The organism is Pseudomonas sp. 3MAES_34.3B (assembly GCF_058145875.1).
In genome coordinates, this window is record NZ_CM176960.1 from 3,643,651 (window position 1) to 3,661,689 (window position 18,039).

General features: G+C 59.1%; 17 protein-coding genes. 5 read left to right on the top strand and 12 right to left on the bottom strand.

Features of this window, described 5'->3' with window-relative positions:
* Positions 1 to 224 precede the first annotated feature (224 nt).
* A complete protein-coding gene (locus AC3Z8Y_RS16000) occupies positions 225 to 2,843 on the top strand; it encodes a calcium-binding protein (RefSeq protein ID WP_490086665.1) in 2,619 nt (872 codons plus the stop codon).
* 219 nt (positions 2,844 to 3,062) lie between these two features.
* Here the strand turns inward: AC3Z8Y_RS16000 and AC3Z8Y_RS16005 are convergent, their stop codons facing one another.
* Complete coding sequence (locus tag AC3Z8Y_RS16005) at positions 3,063 to 4,418, bottom strand: amidohydrolase (RefSeq protein ID WP_490086666.1); 1,356 nt, start codon at positions 4,416 to 4,418, stop codon at positions 3,063 to 3,065.
* 154 nt (positions 4,419 to 4,572) lie between these two features.
* On the opposite strand from AC3Z8Y_RS16005, the gene AC3Z8Y_RS16010 reads away from it, so the two are divergent.
* The gene (locus AC3Z8Y_RS16010; protein WP_490086667.1) at positions 4,573 to 5,364 is read left to right on the top strand and encodes a hypothetical protein; all 792 of its coding nucleotides are present in this window, start codon (positions 4,573 to 4,575) and stop codon (positions 5,362 to 5,364) included.
* An 87-nt stretch (positions 5,365 to 5,451) separates the two neighbouring features.
* Here the strand turns inward: AC3Z8Y_RS16010 and AC3Z8Y_RS16015 are convergent, their stop codons facing one another.
* The 11 genes from AC3Z8Y_RS16015 to AC3Z8Y_RS16065 all read right to left on the bottom strand — a co-directional run bounded on the left by AC3Z8Y_RS16015 (position 5,452) and on the right by AC3Z8Y_RS16065 (position 15,938).
* Positions 5,452 to 5,586 carry a transposase domain-containing protein gene (locus AC3Z8Y_RS16015; protein WP_490086668.1) on the bottom strand — a complete coding sequence of 45 codons (135 nt, stop codon included), beginning with the start codon at positions 5,584 to 5,586 and terminating at the stop codon, positions 5,452 to 5,454.
* A gap of 78 nt (positions 5,587 to 5,664) precedes the next feature.
* Complete coding sequence (gene tnpC / locus AC3Z8Y_RS16020; protein WP_490086669.1) at positions 5,665 to 6,507, bottom strand: IS66 family transposase; 843 nt, start codon at positions 6,505 to 6,507, stop codon at positions 5,665 to 5,667.
* Complete coding sequence (locus tag AC3Z8Y_RS16025; protein WP_490090017.1) at positions 6,408 to 6,893, bottom strand: IS66 family transposase zinc-finger binding domain-containing protein; 486 nt, start codon at positions 6,891 to 6,893, stop codon at positions 6,408 to 6,410. Before AC3Z8Y_RS16025 ends, tnpC begins: the two co-directional genes overlap by 100 nt.
* A 187-nt stretch (positions 6,894 to 7,080) precedes the next feature.
* Positions 7,081 to 7,416 carry an IS66 family insertion sequence element accessory protein TnpB gene (tnpB, locus tag AC3Z8Y_RS16030; RefSeq protein WP_490086670.1) on the bottom strand — a complete coding sequence of 112 codons (336 nt, stop codon included), beginning with the start codon at positions 7,414 to 7,416 and terminating at the stop codon, positions 7,081 to 7,083.
* Positions 7,413 to 7,769, bottom strand: coding sequence for an IS66-like element accessory protein TnpA (tnpA, locus tag AC3Z8Y_RS16035; protein WP_490086671.1), 357 nt, complete (start codon positions 7,767 to 7,769; stop codon positions 7,413 to 7,415). Before tnpA ends, tnpB begins: the two co-directional genes overlap by 4 nt.
* Before the next feature lie 680 nt (positions 7,770 to 8,449).
* Positions 8,450 to 8,848, bottom strand: a complete 399-nt coding sequence (locus AC3Z8Y_RS16040) for a hypothetical protein (protein WP_490086672.1) — start codon at positions 8,846 to 8,848, stop codon at positions 8,450 to 8,452.
* A gap of 144 nt (positions 8,849 to 8,992) precedes the next feature.
* Positions 8,993 to 9,556 carry a TetR/AcrR family transcriptional regulator gene (locus tag AC3Z8Y_RS16045; protein ID WP_490086673.1) on the bottom strand — a complete coding sequence of 188 codons (564 nt, stop codon included), beginning with the start codon at positions 9,554 to 9,556 and terminating at the stop codon, positions 8,993 to 8,995.
* Between the two features lie 166 nt (positions 9,557 to 9,722).
* Positions 9,723 to 10,424, bottom strand: coding sequence for a glutathione S-transferase family protein (locus tag AC3Z8Y_RS16050; RefSeq protein WP_490086674.1), 702 nt, complete (start codon positions 10,422 to 10,424; stop codon positions 9,723 to 9,725).
* A gap of 337 nt (positions 10,425 to 10,761) precedes the next feature.
* Complete coding sequence (locus AC3Z8Y_RS16055) at positions 10,762 to 14,421, bottom strand: autotransporter domain-containing protein (protein ID WP_490086675.1); 3,660 nt, start codon at positions 14,419 to 14,421, stop codon at positions 10,762 to 10,764.
* Positions 14,422 to 14,722: 301 nt separating this feature from the next.
* Entirely contained in the window at positions 14,723 to 15,364 is a 642-nt protein-coding gene (locus AC3Z8Y_RS16060; protein ID WP_490086676.1) for a DUF1109 domain-containing protein, read from the bottom strand.
* A complete protein-coding gene (locus AC3Z8Y_RS16065) occupies positions 15,351 to 15,938 on the bottom strand; it encodes a sigma-70 family RNA polymerase sigma factor (protein ID WP_490086677.1) in 588 nt (195 codons plus the stop codon). The genes AC3Z8Y_RS16060 and AC3Z8Y_RS16065 overlap by 14 nt, the downstream gene beginning before the upstream one ends.
* 207 nt (positions 15,939 to 16,145) lie before the next feature.
* On the opposite strand from AC3Z8Y_RS16065, the gene AC3Z8Y_RS16070 reads away from it, so the two are divergent.
* From AC3Z8Y_RS16070 to AC3Z8Y_RS16080, 3 genes are read left to right on the top strand one after another with little or no spacing between them, the layout of a single operon-like run.
* Positions 16,146 to 16,424 (top strand): BufA1 family periplasmic bufferin-type metallophore, encoded by a 279-nt coding sequence (locus AC3Z8Y_RS16070; protein ID WP_490086678.1) that lies wholly within the window; start codon positions 16,146 to 16,148, stop codon positions 16,422 to 16,424.
* Between the two features lie 16 nt (positions 16,425 to 16,440).
* Positions 16,441 to 17,277 carry an MNIO family bufferin maturase gene (gene bufB, locus AC3Z8Y_RS16075; protein WP_490086679.1) on the top strand — a complete coding sequence of 279 codons (837 nt, stop codon included), beginning with the start codon at positions 16,441 to 16,443 and terminating at the stop codon, positions 17,275 to 17,277.
* Complete coding sequence (locus AC3Z8Y_RS16080; RefSeq protein WP_490086680.1) at positions 17,274 to 18,032, top strand: HvfC/BufC N-terminal domain-containing protein; 759 nt, start codon at positions 17,274 to 17,276, stop codon at positions 18,030 to 18,032. The genes bufB and AC3Z8Y_RS16080 overlap by 4 nt, the downstream gene beginning before the upstream one ends.
* The last annotated feature ends 7 nt before the right edge of the window (positions 18,033 to 18,039 follow it).

Below are 18,039 nucleotides of genomic sequence, written 5' to 3' on the forward strand. Positions count from 1 at the left end.
ATCCGCGGGATAGAAGATTACCTCCGGGCCAGGCGGCCCACGGTCCTCGGTCCACGGCCCCGCTTGTCCAGTATCCCTCTACCACCCCTCAACTCTTCTAGAGTTAGCCCACCGCCTTCCAGGCGAAAAACCCAGCGCCGCCAGGCGCACGCTGCTTGCAGGCAATGCCCGGCGGTCGAGGCCGGGCCTTCAATGGCCCTTTGCGGCTCTGCAGGTATACGGTCATGGCCACGATTTTCAATGTGCTCGACTATGGCGCCAAGGGCGACGCCACCACCAACGACACCCACGCTATCCAGCGCGCGATCAACGCGGCGGCCGAGGCCGGCGGCGGCGAGGTGTACCTGCCGAAGGGCACCTACATCGTCAGCGGGGCCAACGTCGACGGCGCCTGCCTGACCCTCAGGAGCCATGTGACCCTCGCCGGGGCGGGCCAGTCGTTCACCGCGCTGCGCCTGGCGAACGGCTCCGCCGACGACATCGATGGCATCGTCCGCACTTCAGCCTCTAACGACACCCTCGGCGCCAGCGTCCAGAACCTGACCATCGACGGCAACTCAAGCAGAACCAGCGGCACCGTACATGGCCTGGTGGGCGGTAACGAAGCGGACCTTGAAGCCCATACCGGTGACCTGGCCGTCAGCGGCGTGATCTTCTATCAGTGCAGCGGCGATGGCCTGTTGGTCAGCGGCCAGACCCTCGGGCTGAACGTTCAGGACAGCGTGGCGCTCGGCAACGGCGGAGACGGTTTCGCGACCCGCTTGATCAGTACGCCCTTTGATCACACCGGCGGCCCGGCGTTTAACGACAACACCGCCGCGCAAAACGGCGGGGATGGCTTCGACCTGCATATTGCGGGTGCCGACCTTTACAACAACAACGTCCTGAACAACACCGGCAACGGCATTGTGCTAGAGAAAATCCCCGATGCACTGCGTTCGGCGCAAGGCTCCCTGGAGTATGGGGTAGTGGCTGGCAATGGCGGTGCCGGGATAGTGGATCGGCTGCTTATCCCCGACTTCATCGGGGTAGCCATTCACGACAATGGCGGCGCGGGCATCCTGCTGGAGGGTACAGCGGGCGCCTATATCCAGAATAACGTACTGGCCAACAACCTCCAGGCCGGTGTTCAGGGCGCGAATGCTGGAGAAATTCAGGTAACAGACTACGTCGATGCCGCTGGCAAGCCGCATGCCGCCGATAACAGGCTGCACATCTCAGGCAACTCATTGACCGGAGGCAGCAACGCAACGGTCGGAATATCCGAAACCGGAAACGCCGCACACGAATTTCACACGATCCACGACAACACCTTCAGCGGTTTCGACAGCGCTGGGAGCGGCGTAGGAACGACCGCCTACAACTCCACCGCGCCCAACCGGCTCTATGGCACTAAAGCAGACGACACGCTTGGCGGCGCTACGGGCGCGATGGCGCTGTTCGGCCTGGGCGGCAACGACACCCTCAGCGGCGGTGCGCGCGGTGACCGCCTGGACGGCGGCGCGGGGGGCGACACCCTTACCGGGGGTGCCGGGCGAGATACGTTCGTGTTCGAAAAGGCCAGCGACAGCCACCGCAGCGGCTCCGCCCAGACGTTCGATGTAATCACCGACCTGCTGCCCCAATCAGACCGGCTCGACCTTACCGCGCTCGGCCTATACGGCATCGGGAACGGCCTCAACGGCACGGTCGCGCTAAGCTATAACGCCGACAGCAACCTGACCTACCTGCGCAGCCTGGAAACGTCCGGGCCGAGCCAGAGCTTCCAGGTGGCGTTGGCAGGCGACTACCGCGGCTTGTTGGGCAGCCACGAATTCACCGCCTCGGACCAAGGGACTGCGGGCACGGATACCTTGAACGATTCCGCCCGCACCGCAGACCTTGTGCTGCGTGGCGAGGGCGGCAATGACCGGCTCGTCGGCGGCAGTGGCGATGACCGCCTCTACGGAGGGGCGGGGGCGGACGTTTTGATTGGTAACGCCGGAGCGGACCATTTCATTTATCAGCAGGTCAGTGACAGCTTCGTCAACGACCGCACCGGGGTGTCGGAAGTGGACACCATTCGCGACTTCGGCCCCTACGATGACCCCGGCCACGACAGCATTGGCCGCATGGACCGCATCGATCTCACGGCGCTGGGCTATACCGCCCTGGGCGACGGCCATAACGGCACGCTCAAGCTCACCGCCGAGGCAAACGGCGGGTACCTGCTGCAATCCCTGCACGCCGAGGCCGACGGCAGCCGTTTCGCCCTGCGTATTGAAGGCCCGGAACTGGATTCCGCAGAACACAGCGACCTACCCAACGCCTTTTACTTCGCGCCGTCCGCCCACGTGCAAGGCGTGCCGCAACAGATCGTTGGTACCGACACGAACAACTGGCTGGTGGGGTTCAGTGAACCTGATGTGATTGTTGGCAAAGGCGGTAACGACGCCATCGAGGGCGGCGGTGGCAACGACGTACTGGACGGCGGCACGGGCCGGGACGAGCTTACGGGCGGCAGCGGGGCGGATACCTTCCGCTTCACCCACGTGGCCGATAGCTACAGAGGCGCCAATGACGTAATTACCGACTTTCTGCCTGCCAAGGATGTACTGGACCTGTCGGCACTGGGGTTCACTGGCTTCGGTGACGGCACCGACGGCACGGTAAAAATCACCTTCAGCAACGACACCGGCCGCTCCTACATCAAGTCACTGGACGTCGACGCAGATGGGCACCGCTTCGAGATTACCGCCCTTGGCGACCTCGTCGGCCTGTTGGGCTCCGGCAACTTCGTATTCGCCCACCCCGCGCAAACCCTGATCGGAGCGGTGGAAATGGAAGGTATGCACGGGGCCTGAGCGCGGCGCGACATGTCCCGCATGCGCTTTAAACTTTTGTGGGGGTTGCGCAAGCCGTGCAACGGCGCTCGCTAGCTGGCCGCGCGCCTGTAAGGCCGGCCTTTCGGTTGAAGCAAAGGTTTCAAAGAGTGGATGGTTGGCTGGGCCTTGGCCCGCCTTGGCCTGACGGTGGACGTAAGGAGGAGGTCTAACAAGGTGCAGGGTAACCGGCCGGCGAACTCACCTAACCAAGGCAGTTAGCACCATAGTCGTATCAACCTTGGCCCCGATTGGAATCGCATTTAGATCAACGAAAAAATCTGGATTATGATTGGAGTACGGAAACGCCTTTCCTGCTTTTTGTGCAGCAACGAAAGCATCCACAGGTGCCACTCCTATTAGCAGGTATGCATAGGGAGTTTGGAGCGGCTTGAATGCGTCCTGGAAATCTTCCGAACCCATGACGGTGGGGAAGTTATCGACTACTTTGTCTTCACCCAGTAGTGCCTTGAGGGATGGATTGACCCGGGCTACCAACTCCTGGTCATTCACCAAAGGGCCTGAGCCTCCTTTCATAACTCTAGTGGGCATGTGTTCCGCCCGAACACCCGCAGCGACTGCGACCCCACGACTTACCTCATCGATGCGCTTGAGCATTAGCTCTCGATCAGATTGCTTCAACCAGCGAAGGTTGAGCTTCAGGATCGCGGTTTGAGGAATGACATTGTTATCTCTGCCGGCTTCAATCGACCCAACCGTAATGACCGCTGCTGCCTGAGGATCAACATTTCTGCTGATGATTGTCTGGTAGCTCAACACTGCTTGAGCCGCCATTACGACCGGGTCAATGGTGAGTTGCGGCGTAGACCCATGACCACCTAACCCGGTGAACGTAACATCCAACTGATCAACACCAGCCATTCGAACCCCAGAAGTGCTTGATACATAGCCTACAGGGCCTGGAGCGGTATGGCTGCTAAACGCAAAGTCTGGTTTAGGAAAACCACGACTCCAAAGCCCATCCTTTACCATTGCCTGAGCCCCTAGTCCTACCTCTTCGGCAGGCTGTGCGTAAACCACCAGAGTGCCCGACCAGTCTGGCTTCAAGGCAACCATTGCTTTGGCTAAGCCTAATAGCCAAGTGACGTGCGCGTCGTGACCGCAGGCGTGCATTACGTCAATTTCGCTCCCGTCATCAAGACGCTGCTTACCGATGGCCGCATAAGGCAATCCTGTTTCCTCCTTCACGCCATTCGCATCCATATCCGCCCGGAACCAGACGGTCGGGCCAGAACCGTTTTGTAACACGCCCACGACCCCCGTTTTACCAATACCCGTTGTAACGGTAAAACCAAGAGCTTCCAGTTCCTTGGCCACGATGCCTGCCGTGCGGGTTTCCGTAAAAGCGATTTCCGGGTGCTGGTGCAAATCCTTAAAAATCGACACAAGGCGAGGTGTGTCCTCGTCAATCAAGGTATTGACCTTTTCCAGAAGAGGTTTGGGCAGTGGGTCAGCGAATGATTGGGAAATGGACAGTGAAAACGTAACGATGGCCACCCAGACGCATCGATTGCATAGGGCTGTGTATTTGATCATTTCAGCACCCCTTCCTAGACTCGATGAGCGTAGTGAGGCATCGGGGTTTTTTCCACGGTTTGATCAGTCCTACGCTGATAAAAACCAGGGCTCAGATAATCTCAAGCTTGAACTCCAGCGTCACAACGGCAAAAGATCTAGGGGGTGGTCAAACATGAGTCAATTCGTCAGCTCGCCAATACCAGCAATGATTTTGACGACGTGTTTTTTGTCGATATGCCCCACTGCTTCAGCGGATGAATGGCTGATCTTGGCTAGTCCTTATGTATGGGCAGCCTCTATGAAGGGCAACGTCACTGTCGGCGGCGTCAAAGGTGATGTCGATAAGTCGTTCTCTGAAATTCTTGATCATTTGGATTCGGTTTTTATGGGGAACGTGGAAGTCACCAATCGAAAGCTAGGGTTTTACGTCGATGGTGTTCATGCGCAGACCAGCGAAAGCCATGTGTTAAATGCCGGAAAAACCGACATCGCAATTACCCAGACGTCCTTGGCGGTCGGAGCGTTTTACCGCATCTATGAGAAAAATCTTGGAGGCTTGAATGTTTTCGGAGAGCCGCGTGTTTTCGCGATTGAACCATCACTAGGGCTACGCTGGACGAAGCTTAAGGCTAAAGTTGAGATTGATCAGTTGGGCATTCAGGAGACCAAAGGAGCGGATTGGCTCGATCCATTGGTAGGTGTACGGTTTACGGGAGACCTAAACGACCAATGGACGCTGCTTGGTCAGGCGGAGGTTGGTGGGATGGATACGGCATCAAAGAAAACTTTCAGTGCCCAAGCTTACCTTGGTTACCGAACCTACCTGTTGAGTCATCCAACTGTAGTTCGTATCGGCTACCGGCTCCTGTCACAGGAGTATGAAACTGGCGACTTTACTGGTAACAGATTCAGATACGACGTTACTCAGCGTGGGCCCGTTATGGGGTTCACAATGAGATTTTGACAGACCATGATCGCAATTGGCTGCCGGGTTTTGAAGTTGCCGATTATGATTCCAAGAGTGTCCGTCCTGGCATCCTGTCTTGAGTAGCTAAACGGGTTGCCATTTATGCGGCAGCAACTCGGAAATTTCACTTGCCCGCTGCGTCGGTAGACGCGTGAGAACGTCCTTCAAGTAGACATACGGATCGTGCCCATTTAGCCGTGCAGATTGGATCAAGCTCATGATCGCCGCCGCACGTTTTCCACTGCGTAGTGATCCAGCGAAAAGCCAGTTCTTACGTTCAAGAGCCCATGGCCGGATCTAGTTCTCTGCCCAATTGTTGTCTATGGGTACGGCCCCGTCATCGAGGTAGCGCGACAGCGCTGCCCAGCGTTTGAGGCTGTAATCCAGCGCTCTGCTGATGGCCGAACCTTCGGGCACGAGATCGCACTGGGCGATCATCCAGGCATGTAGCTTATCCATCACCGGCGCGGCTTTTTCCTGCCGTATTCGGCGCCGCAAATCCGGTTTCAGATCGCGGACTTCGCTCTCGATTTCGTACAGCAGCTGGATGTACTGCAAGGCTTGCTCGGCGAGCTGGCTCTTGTTGGTCGCGTGCAGTTCGAAGAATTTGCGTCGGGCATGGGCCATGCAGCCGATCTCGGTTACGCCAAGTTCGAAGCTGGCCTTATAGCCGCCAAAATCATCGCAGACCAGCTTGCCCCTCCAGTCTTGCAAGAAGTTGCGAGCATGCTCTCCGGCGCGACTGGGACTGAAGTCATAAACCACTGCTGCCACGTCCGAGAACTGGCTGGTGGCATAGGCCCATACATAGGAGCGGTGGGTTTTCTTCGTGCCCGGCGCGAGCATTTGCACGGGTGTTTCATCCGCGTGGACGACCTGCTGCCCCAGCACCACATCGCGCAGTGCATCGACCAGAGGCTGCAACTGCACGCCGGATACACCCACCCATTGAGCCAAGGTTGAGCGTGGAATCACCAGGCCCGCTCGACCGAAGATCGATTCCTGACGGTAAAGCGGCAGGTGGTCGGCGAACTTGGCAATCATGACGTGGGCCAGCAGGCTAGCAGTTGGGATGCCCTTATCAATAACCTGTGCCGGTACGGTGCCTGAATCAGCGTTTTGCAGTCGTTGCAGACCCATTTGCCACGCACATGGCGTTCGACGGTAAACACGCCGGGCGTGTAATCCAGCTTCTCGCTGACGTCCTCGCCAATGCGCTTGAGGGCGCAGCCGCATGGACAGTGAGTGTTGTCGGGTTCGTGATGGATCAAGATGCGGGGAAATTCTGCCGGTAAAGCAGTTCGTTTGGGCTTCTGCTTTTTCTCAGGCGCAACTATCACGGTCCGCAAGCTTTGAAACTCTGCTTCAATCGCTGCGATATCGGTATCGATCAGGTCATCAAGCAGGCTGGCCTGCTCAGGATTCATCCGTTCGCTGCGCTTGGCAAACTTCAAACGCTTTAGTTGTGCGATCTCGTGGGTCAGCTTCTCGATCACCGTTTGATCGCGGTTAATCTTCTTGCCCATTGTTTCGACCGTTTTGCCCAGGGTATCGACCTCCTGGTCGAGCGTCTCGACACGTTGTACCAACAGCGCCGCCAAAGCGCGCAGTTCTTCAGGGAGCAGGTGATCGAGACCGGGGAGCGAAATCATGGCGCCGATTTTGCCAGAGCAGACAATTTACGGCGATAAACCGATAGGCTAATGGCTACCGTTAAAGCAGTGTGATTGCTGCACTGGAGCCGGCTCGTTGCCATGGTAGCCCCAGTACCAGCGCCTGAAGTTGTTCGGTATCCAGCTCCATTTCAGAACCATGGCGAATACCAGGCCAGTTGAACCTACCCTGGTTCAATCGGCGAGCAGCCAGCCAAACCCCGAAACCGTCATGCACCAGCACTTTCATGCGATTGGCACGGCGGTTTGCAAAGAGGTATGCACCGTGCGGCTGCGCCGCACCGAACACCGCAATCACCCGAGCCAACGCGGTGTCTGTGCCTGCCCGCATGTCCATCGGCTCGGTGGCCAGCCAGATGGAGTCGATGCGGATCATTGCGCGAGCCCACGGATAAGTCGGGCGCATCCATCAGGGTCTGAAGATGGCCATTTCACGGTAAGTGTTTGCTGGCCGAAAGGGATCTCGATGCTGGCAACCCCTTGCTGACCGGGCTGATGTGCCGACTCAAGCTTCATCGGAACGAAAGCGGGCAGCGTCGTCGGTTGATCATCTCGATAAGCAGGAATCCATTTACGAACCAGGTTGGCATTTATGCCGTGGCGCAGAGCTACACTGGCCAACGACACACCTGGTTGCAGGCACTCCTGGACGACCTGGGCTTTAAAGGGCTTGGGATAAGAGATTCTTTGGCGCATGGAAATCCTGAAGATTAGGGTGATGGTGTCCACGTATTTTTAAGTGGAGAACATCACCCTTATCACCGGAGCAGGGTAGATGACTTCGCCGGACGGTTACGGTGCAGGGAACGGTCGTATGGTAAACCGAGCGTCCCGGCACCAAGGGCTGTGGGCAATTACCACCGCCCTGACAGGCCGCTACCGACCCAAAGCGGACGGTTCCGACAGGCAAAAATTGGCCCGAAGCAGCCTGTAGGATGAGAGTCTTCGCAATATGGCCATTATTCCAAGGAACCTTTATGAGTAGGTTATCGACTCTCATCGCGCAGGCAAGAGAAGGGATAAGTTTCGCGGAATCAACCCCCCAAGACAGATGGGAGGCTATTGCCTTCCAGTGTGGGCCTGAAGAGATAGCAGAAATTGAGCACCGTATCGCTGCATTGAGACGTGAGTTGCGCGAGGTTGAGGAGTGGGATGGTGACACCCAAGACGACATAAATATTGCAATCTACCAATTTTCTCAGTTGCTCAAAGCTTTCAACTGTTGGTAGTGGCCTTCCGAATCGCGCCGCCCAGCCTCATGTGGCTTGCAATGGTTGCAAAGAATTATTAAAGGTAAATCCCCGATAAAATGGATGGCTGAGGTCTAGCATCATCGCTATGATTGGGCCTTCTAGGAAGCGTAGGCTTGCCTGTGCGAAGGGTTGCTATCCATAATCGAAACGTCATTATCAAGGTTCTGATGCAACGGGGGTCACCCAGCCAGCCAAACTCTCAGTACTGGTGCTATCATAAACCGCGACATGTATTTGGTTATAACCAAATACAGTGGTTACTCGGCCCGAGGTTAGATTTTTGCAAAAACCACGATTGCCACGTCCGATGACATAGCTAGTCTGACCTTCTATTGTTTTTTCAAATAAAAGTTTTAATGTACAGGCATAGGGATCTCCAAGCTCAACATAACCAGCATTGCGTCCAGGCGTTTTGCCTGTTTTTAGGCCCAGCGTGATAGTGACGGAATTCCCAGAGCTCTGGATGACTTTACCCTGCAATACCTCGTCGCCGAAAGCAGGATAAGCGAAGGCTACCAACAGCGCTAAAGCTACTGGCATAAGCAGACTGTGCATTAATAGTTCCTTGATAAATTGCTTCCCATAAGACTACAGCAAGACGTTTGTCGAAGCTTGATGTGTGTTAGAAGGCGATGTGGTGTTTGCATTTTGGCTGAATTCCCCCGTTGACGAAGGGCCGCTTCGGGTCGATAGCCGCCCTTATCCTGGCAGTGGTCCGTATGCGCGATAGGTGTCTATCAGTGTGTCATATAGCGAAATGTCCGATCGGCTTCTGGCAATAAGCTGGGCACCCGCCACGGCCGAAAAGATCGCACGGGCCCGCTTCTCACTGTCTTCTGGCTTGCATACGTTCGCGGCTACCAGAAGCTTGCTCAACCAAGCCACATTCACCTCCGCAAACGCCTGAATCTCCTGAGTCATCTCTGCCGGCAAATTGTCGGTTTCAGCGCCCACAAAGCTGCCCAGACAAAGACGGTTATCGGCCTCCAGTGAGCGACGGAATATCTCGGGGAAACGACCCAAGGCATCGAGAGCGTCGGGCGTTTCCTGCGAGATCACTTCGAGTGCCGCAGCGCCGTCTTCCCAATACCGCCTGGCGACAGCAACGCCAAGATCAGCCTTGCTCGGGAAGTGGTAATAAATACTCGCAGGCTTGATTCCAACCGCAGTGGCCAGATCGCGGAAGTTCAAGCCGTTGTAGCCTTGGGACTGGGCGATATTTCTCGCCGCCAGCAGAATGGCTTCCCGGGCGTTGATCGTCATTGCTTTGCCTTTGTTCTTTGGTCGGTTATCGGAAAATCACCATGCTAGATCAAAAGCCTACCTTTTGTTAGGTAGCCGTCCTGTGCATCTTTCACCGACCTGGGAATAGCTCCGCCGAGAACGCCATGCATTGCGGTCCCGGCGACTCTACTCACGCAGCACGAGGTTACTCAGACGGCGAATCCAGTTCCGGAATTCCGCTGCTCCGATCAGCATAGGCAGCCTGGAAGCTTGGGCGTTTCTGCCAGCGCTTCCAATAGGCGTCGATGAACTCGAAACGCTCATCCAGAGGGGTGGCGTTGACCGGGAACTTGGAGAATGCAATCGCGGTTGCCAGGGTGATGTCCGAGAAGGTTGGAGCATCGCCGCCCAGCAACCATTCGCGGCCATCGGACAGATGACGATTGACCAGCGCCGCATGGGCCAACGCTTCCTTGCGGCAGTGCTCGCCCCACGCCTCATTCTTCGTCAGTTCAAGCTTGAAGCCCAACCCGGTGTGCAACACGTGAAACGCCGTCACTATCCGATAAAGAATATGTACCCAGACCCGGTTATCCCACATGTTATCGAGCCCTTGCTCCAAGGCGGTCTCGCCCATGATCTTGCGACCCGGATAGGACTGATCGAGATAGCGAACGATAGCTGCCGTTTCGGAAATGAAACTTCCGCCTGCGAGTTCCAGCGTGGGCGTTTCACCCCATGGATTCATATTGAGATGACGCCACCCGCGCTGTTGCCCTCCGGGCGCCATGTCATAAATCGTTTCTTCGAACAGGTCCGCTATCCCCTTTTCGTGCATGAACAGACGCAGGCGTTGAGGGTTGGGGAAAGCCGAGGGAGATGTGAAGAGATGCAATTTAGCGGTCATGGTCAACTCCAGAAGGAAGAGAAAAATCTACCTAACGACCGTTAGGTGAAGCTGAATCTATTCTTCCTTTCCCCTGAAGTCAACCACCTACCTAACGATTGTTAGGGGCTGCCAATCCAAGTGAGCATGACCACGAGCTCGCGGAAGTGACGGCGAGGTCTAACGACAAATGTGGAAGGCCTTCGTAGAAAAAAAGCAGCTAAGCCTGCCTAATTCGGGCAAGCATCCAGGTTTGGTTGGGTTGTAAAACGAGACAGTGAGATGAGGAAGCTATCGGCCAAAAGACCCAACTTGCGACAGTCCGCCACCTTCTTCCACGATTGCCCTGCCCCCGGGGTTAAAACGCCTTGCTCACCTGGAGCATGCCTACCTGCTGGGCAAGGCCACTACGGGTCTGGGCGTTCCAGGACAGTGACAGCGCTGTACCCCCGCTGCTGCGGGCGGTGAATTCCAGGCCGCCACGCAGCACCCACGCACCAAGGTCTTCGCCGGCCGTGGTGAAGCGCTGGCCAGGCGCGCCGGCGTAGCTCGCGGTTACTTCATTAGGCTGGTTGAGCACGTCATAGGCCACGCCCAAGCGGGCTTTGAACTGGCTGTCCGCAGCCAGGTCGTGGCTCAGACGGGTGTCGAATCCCACCAATAGCTGATCCGTGCTGCGCGCAGCTACATCGAGCAACAGCGGCGCCAGCGATGAAGCTCCGCGCTCGCGGTAGGCCTCGTCATGAATGCGCAGATAGTCTGCTGACAGGCTGGGCGTAAGTCGAGTGGCTTCACTCAGGTCATAGCGCTGGGAAAGCGATACCCCAGTGGTTATCGCCTGGCTGTCGAAGTGGCTTTTAGCTTGGCCACGGCTGCCACCAAAGTCGAGTGTGCGGCGGCCATCACTGGTGCTCTGGCCCATGCCCGCATGCAGGTTCAACTCAGTATCGGTATCCAGCTGATGGCTGGCATAGGCACTGAACTGGTACAACTCCGTCTGTGCGCGCTGGCCGGTTCCGCCAAGCGCCGCGTCGGCTCCACTGTTGCCATACGCAAAGGCAACGCCTACGCGGGTGTCTGACGACAGTGCCGCGTCCGCGCCTAGCAAAGTACCTCCCACGCTGGCGAGGTTGCTGCCGTCCGCGCCGCGTTCGGTCGACGCCAGGCGCGCGCCGAAGGGCTTGAGCCACAGGCCACCGGCCGGCTGGCTTGTCAGCCCCATCGGGGCCTTGCCGCTGATGTCCATGCGGTCGCGCAGGCTTTCGGTGATCTGCTCCTGCATAAACTGGCTGGCTGGCAGCGTGGACGTCAGCGGCAGGCTTTGCGCTACTGCGTTAGCCACCTCGGCCGCGCTGGTAGCACTGACAAAGTAAGGTGTAAGCGCGCTGTGCTGTCCCCCGGCGAACTGAGCATCCAGCACTCGCGCAGCACCTTGGGCCTGAGCGTTTGCCGCAACGGCTGAGCGGGCACTGCTGCCCGGCTTGGCGGCAAGCACCAGATCGACCGTGTTGCCGTCCTTCTGCCCGGTGAAATTGAACAACTGGGAATTACTGCTGACCTGGTAGGTACCGTCCGAGACCAGGCTTCGGGCACTGATCACGTTGTCCAGCCGGCTGATGCTGAAGGGTTGGGAGGGGTTGCTGACATCCACGTACACCCGCGCCTGGGATGGCAGCGTGGCCGTGCCCAGTACGACCAGGTGGCCGTAGTGTTGGCCGTCCTGTACCCGGGTAGTCAAAGTGGCGTCGGCGCTCTGGGTGTAGCTGCCCTTGATGGTAGCCACGCCGGCATGGGCCGGTGTGTCAGGGTCGGCCGGGTCGGTACCTTGCGCCGCTACGGCCAGGTTGCCGAAGTTATTGAAATTCACCACTTCGAAACGGTTGCCATCCTGCAGGGTGAAGGTGCTGCCCTTGGCCACCTCTGCATTGCTGCTGTGCGCGCGCACCAGGCCGGTAATGCGCGCGGTGTCTCGCCCGCTCAGCGTGATGGTTTCAAGCTCGGTGTCGTCATCCACATACAGCGCATAGCCGCCCAAAGGGTCGCCGAGCAGGCTGCCGCTGATGTTCAGGCCTTGGGCAATCCCTGAGTTGATCACGGTCAGGGCGCGGGGGCCTTCGATACGGCCACTGTTAACCAGCACACCTTCGATCTGCGAGTCCTGCACCAGCAGCGTGTATGGCGTGTCGCTGACGCCGCGCATCGTGCCGGCATTAACGAAGTTGCCGTGCACCCGGGAATTGATCAAGGTTGCCACGCCATCGCTGCCGCCATTGATCAAACCTCGGTTGGAAAAACTTCGGATGTTACTGGTGGCAATGATCAAACCGGCCGGGGCCGTCAGGGTTCCTGTGTTGCTGACAGCGCCTGTCACCGTACTGTTGATCAGGCTCATCGCCCGAGTGTGGGCGCCGATATTGCCGCTGTTGGAAAGATCCCCGTCCAATGACAGGACGTTTAAATCCAGCCCCGTATTCGTACCGAACACCTCACCGCTGTTCACCAGGCTGCCAATGATATGGCTACGCTCGATTCGCAGCGCATCCCCGTCAGCGTGCAGGGTGCCGCTGTTGAGCAGGCTGCCATCAAGGGTGGAATCGGCTAACGTAATGCCGGCGCCCACACCCTCCAGGCTGCCCGTGTTCCGCAAGCTGCCAGTGAGCGTACTACCTGCCAGGGCCACCGCCGCGTTGGAGCCGCTGATCGATCCCGCATTGGCGAGGCCACCGCTCACCTGGCTGTCGGTAATGCGCACCCCCGTGCCATCACCGGAGTTGTCTGTCGCGTTGATGCTACCGGTATTGATGATCCCGCCGGCCACCGGCGCGGCGGCCAGGTCAATGCCCACGTGCGCAGTAATGTCGCCGCCCAGGTTGCGAATGCCTTGGCGGGTAACGCTGCCAGTGTCCGTGACCTGGATACCCGCCAGCCCCTCGGTAGTAATGGTACCGGTGTTATAAACACCGGCTACCCGGCTGCCGAAGAATACCCCCATGGCCGCCTGGCCGCCCACGGTCTGGATAACGCCACCGCCCACGTTGATGGACCCGGAGTTCTGCATCAGGCCACGGATGTTTGCGCTGTACAACGCCATGCCATAGCTGCTGGTGTTGATGTTGCCGGCATTGGCTACGTTTCCAGCCACCTGGCCGTTGACCACCATGCCCACCACGGCATTCACCGAGGCGCGGTTGATCACATCGCCGGCGATCTTGCTGCCGGTCGCTTCAACGCCGCCGTAGTCGGAAGTGATTGTGCCTTGGGTAATCAGGTTTCCACCCAGCGTACTGAAAGCAACCCGCACGCCTTGGCTGCCGGCATGAATAGTACCCGCCGTGAGGACGTCACCGCTCACAGTGCTGGAGGTCACTGCCAGGCCAAAGTGGTTGGCTCGCAAGCTACCAGTGGAGGCCACGTTGCCGTTGACCTTGCTGGCATTGATCGCCAGCCCTTCGCTGTAACGGGACTCCATGCTTGCGCTGTTCAGCACGTCGCCATTCACCGTGCTCTCGAGAATGTTCATACCATAGGACGCGCCGCTGATATCGCCGCGGTTACGCACCGTGCCGAGGATGCTGTCGTGAACGTTCACGCCCATCCCTTGGGAAATGCCGCCCTGGATGCTGCCGTTGTTCACCAGCCCCTGGCTAAGCCGGCTGTTGGCAATGATCACCGCGTCGGTGGAAGGGATATTGCCGAGGATGCTGCCGGTGCGGTAATTGGTGAGGTTACCGCTCAACTGGCTACCGTCGAGGGTCACACCCTGGGTGCCGGCGAGGCTGCCGGCATTGAGAATCGACACCGCGCCATTCACGCCCGAGACCACCACGCCCGGCTCATCGGTACTCACAACCGAACCCGGCTGCGTAACCCGCAGCGTGCCCGGGCCGGTAAGGTTACAAGGCCCGGTAATACCAGCGCGAACAGTAATGTCGCCTCCGCCCTCGCAGGCCGCCCAAGCCGAAGGCGCCGCCAGGGCCAGGGCAACCGCCAAAGCCAGGGTGTGAGGCGCGAGGGGCAAATGTAAGGATGCCGATGGGCTACTGCGACGACTTTGCCCGTTGAGGAAGCGTTCCATAGCCCACCTCTGGCTTGCGCCGTGTCGTGAAGTGGATTGGGTATAGTTGCACGCGCAAGGTGTGTCAAAGCTGAAACAATTTGCCAGCAAGCATGCGCGACGAGAGGCAGGGGCACGACTTTTCGGTAACTACCTCAACCAAAGGCCTGTCCACATTGAGCGCTCGCGCTCAGGTCAGATTAAAAGTTGCGGGATGATGGGCGCGCCCGTATTTGCCTGGCTGAGGCATCCCGTTGCAGCCCCCCTACCACTGCAGCACCCTTCGCCCGAGAAGGCTACCCGCCACTAGCGGTAGCAGCATCCCGAGCACATACCACACCCCCCAGAATGGCACCGCCATTTCAGGGCAGTGCAAGGTATAGGCGAGCGTGCCGGTCGCTCCGGCGAGCAAACCGCCGCCTGCGCCCGCTTGGCGCGGGCAGGTAGGCGCCAGGCCCCGCAGGGCCCAGAACACGCTGATAAATGCCGGAACAGTCAGCAACGCAATGTTCAGCGGGCAGGTGCGCCAGGTATGCCCCAGTATCAGTTCGGCGCGCGCTCCAATGGGGGCCCAAGCCAATACCGCAAGGCTACCAAGCCATACCAACAACACCGGAAGCGCCAGCGCCCACCAGATCGCGCCGCCGCGCACGCCGGGCCTTGCCAGCCGGCTACACAGCCATAATGCCAGTATCGCCAAGCTGGCGGGCAGCGCGACCTTGGCCCAAAACAAAGGTGAGCGCATCACATCGCCAAGGTCGGCACGTACGCCATAGAGAGCGGCCATCAACAGGAACGCGCCAAACAGGCCACTGCACAAGGCCACGGCGAAACGCCGGCTCAGTGCATGCTTTTCCACCGTTGTGTCGCCCGCAGCAAGCAAGGAAATCAGCTCATCGGTGTTCATTGCTTCGCTTACCTCGAATCATGGCCGCCAAGGCCTTGAGCCCGCGGTGGATGCCTACTTTCACCGCCGAGCTGGACAGGCCAGTGAGACGGGCGGTTTCCGCTACCGACAGCCCTTCCAGTTTCACGTGGATGATCGGTAGCCGCTGGCGCTCGGGCAATGCCTGCAACAGTCGGCCGAGGTCGCGGCTGGCTTGAGCCGGCTCGTGTATTTCGCGGGCGAAGAGCTCGTCGTCTTCAGCCAGCGGTTGTTGCAGCGCCTCGCGGTGGGCGAAGGCACGAAAATGGTCGGCCAGCTTGTAGCACGCGATGGCTTGTACCCAGGCGGTCAACGGCTGATCGGCACGGTAAGTGTGGCGGGCGTTGTGCACGGCCAGCAGTACCTCCTGCAACAGGTCCTCGACCTCCCCTGGGCGTTGCATCAGCCGCCGGTGCAAAAAGCTGCGCAAGTGCCTGCTCAGGTCGCCGAGAAATTGGGCATACGCCGCACCGTCGCCTGCCATGCCACGCACCAGCAATATCCGCAGCTGTGCTTCGCGTGCGTTCAGCTGCTCCTGGCTGGTAGTTCGTTGCATGGGCCGCCCTGGTTACATCCAGTGGTTCTTATTGAAAAGCGCACCGGTCACGAACACTAAACCGTGTTTGAACGTTAGAAGGCTGAGGCGCAAACCTCAAAAATAAAATCTATCCATGGCTGTAACCCAAACCTCCATGGCGACGAACTGGTTCACGAGCCGCCGGTAAGCCACCGGTTGCCACTTACTGTTCCAGGAGAACGCACCATGAAAACTTTCGCCCTCGCTACCGCCGCCCTTGCACTCGCCTCGCTCGCGGGGGCAGCCGCCGCTGCCGACACGGGTGGCAGCGGCACCGCCATGGAAAAATGCTACGGCGTGGCCATGGCCGGCAAAAACGACTGCAAGGCTGGCGCGGGCACCACGTGCGCCGGCAGCGCCAAGACCGATTACGACGCCATGCACTGGAAGAATGTGCCAGTCGGCAGCTGCACCTCAATGAAAACGCCGCATGGCATGGGCTCTCTTACACCGATGAAATCCTGAGCCCGGGCCGCTGACCATGAACACTCCCCTGCCACCGCTGGGCGCCGGGTTGAGCCTGAAGGCGGACTATTACGCCGAAGCCGAGGCCTGCACCGCCAACGGCCTGTGGTTCGAAGTACATCCAGAAAATTACATGGTGGGCGGCCCTCGCCTTGCTTGGCTGGAGCGGGTAGCTGCGCGCCACCCACTGTCGCTGCATGGGGTGTCGTTGTCGCTGGCAGCCGATGCCGAGCCTGATCTGGCGCACTTGCGCCAGCTGCGTGCCTTGATCGAACGGGTGCAGCCCGTGCTGGTGTCCGAGCATCTGGCGTGGTCCACCTGGCGCGGCCACTACCTGCCCGACCTGCTGCCGTTCCCTCGTACTCATGAGGCTTTGACGCGCATCACCCGGAACATCCAGCAGGCCCAGGAAGTACTGGGCCAGCGCATCGCTATCGAGAACCCCAGCCACTATTTACACCTGGAGGGCCATGACTGGGATGAGATCGACTTTTTGGCCGAAGTCGCCCGCCGCAGCGGTTGCGGCCTGTTGCTAGACGTAAATAACGTACACGTCAGTGCGCACAACCTGAGTTTCGACCCGGCCGCCTACATCGATCGCTTCCCGGCGTGGGCAATCCTTGAGGTTCACCTCGCCGGGCACAGCCAGGATGCCGCTGAAGAATTGTTGATCGACTCTCACGATGCGTGGGTTGCCGAGCCGGTGTGGGCGCTGTTCCAACGTTTGGTGCAACGCATCGGTCGGCGCCCTACCCTCATCGAGCGCGACGGCCGGATTCCGGCCTTCGACGGGCTGTTGGGCGAGCGGGCGATTGCCCAACGCACCCTTGAACTCTCGAGGGTGCCGGCATGAACCTGTCCCTTGGTCAGTTCCAGGATGCTTTTACCGAGGCGCTGTACCAGCGGCCGGCACCGCAGCTGGCGGCCATCACTGCCCAGCCAGCGTTTGAGGTGTACCGCAACACAGTGTTCAAGGGCTGCATCGATGCCTTGTGCGCGAACTTTCCCGCCGTAGGGCGATTGGTCGGTTACGACTGGCTAACCGCGGCGGCAGCGGTTTATGCACGGCGTACGCCGCCGGTGGATGCCCGGCTGATCTACTACGGGGCAGGTTTCGCGGATTTTCTTGAAACGTTCGCGCCCGCCGCGGAACTGCCTTACCTGGCGGACATCGCACGCCTGGATCGCCTGTGGCTGGAAGCCTTCGCCGCGCCCGAGTGCGCCAGCCTGATGCTCGCCGAGCTTGCCGGCATCACCGCCAGCGACCTTGCCCGCTGTGGCCTACGCCCTCGCGCCAATGTGCGCTGGCGTTGGTTCGCCAGGCAGCCGATCTACACCCTCTGGCGCTCTAACCGGGAAGGGCTGGTGTCGCCTGAAACATTGGCTTGGCAGGGCGAAGGCGCGTTGCTGGTGGGTGGTGTGGCGGGCGTTACTTCGCAAGCGCTGGAGGTTGGCGCTTGTGCGTTTTTGGACGCCTGCGCCGCCGGCCACAACCTGGACCACGCCTCGGCCCTGGCGCTGGAGGTGCAACCTACCCTGGATTTCAACGCCTTGCTCGGCCAACTGCTGGCTGCCAAGGCCTTCGCTCCCCTCATCCAACCCAGCTAGAGGCATT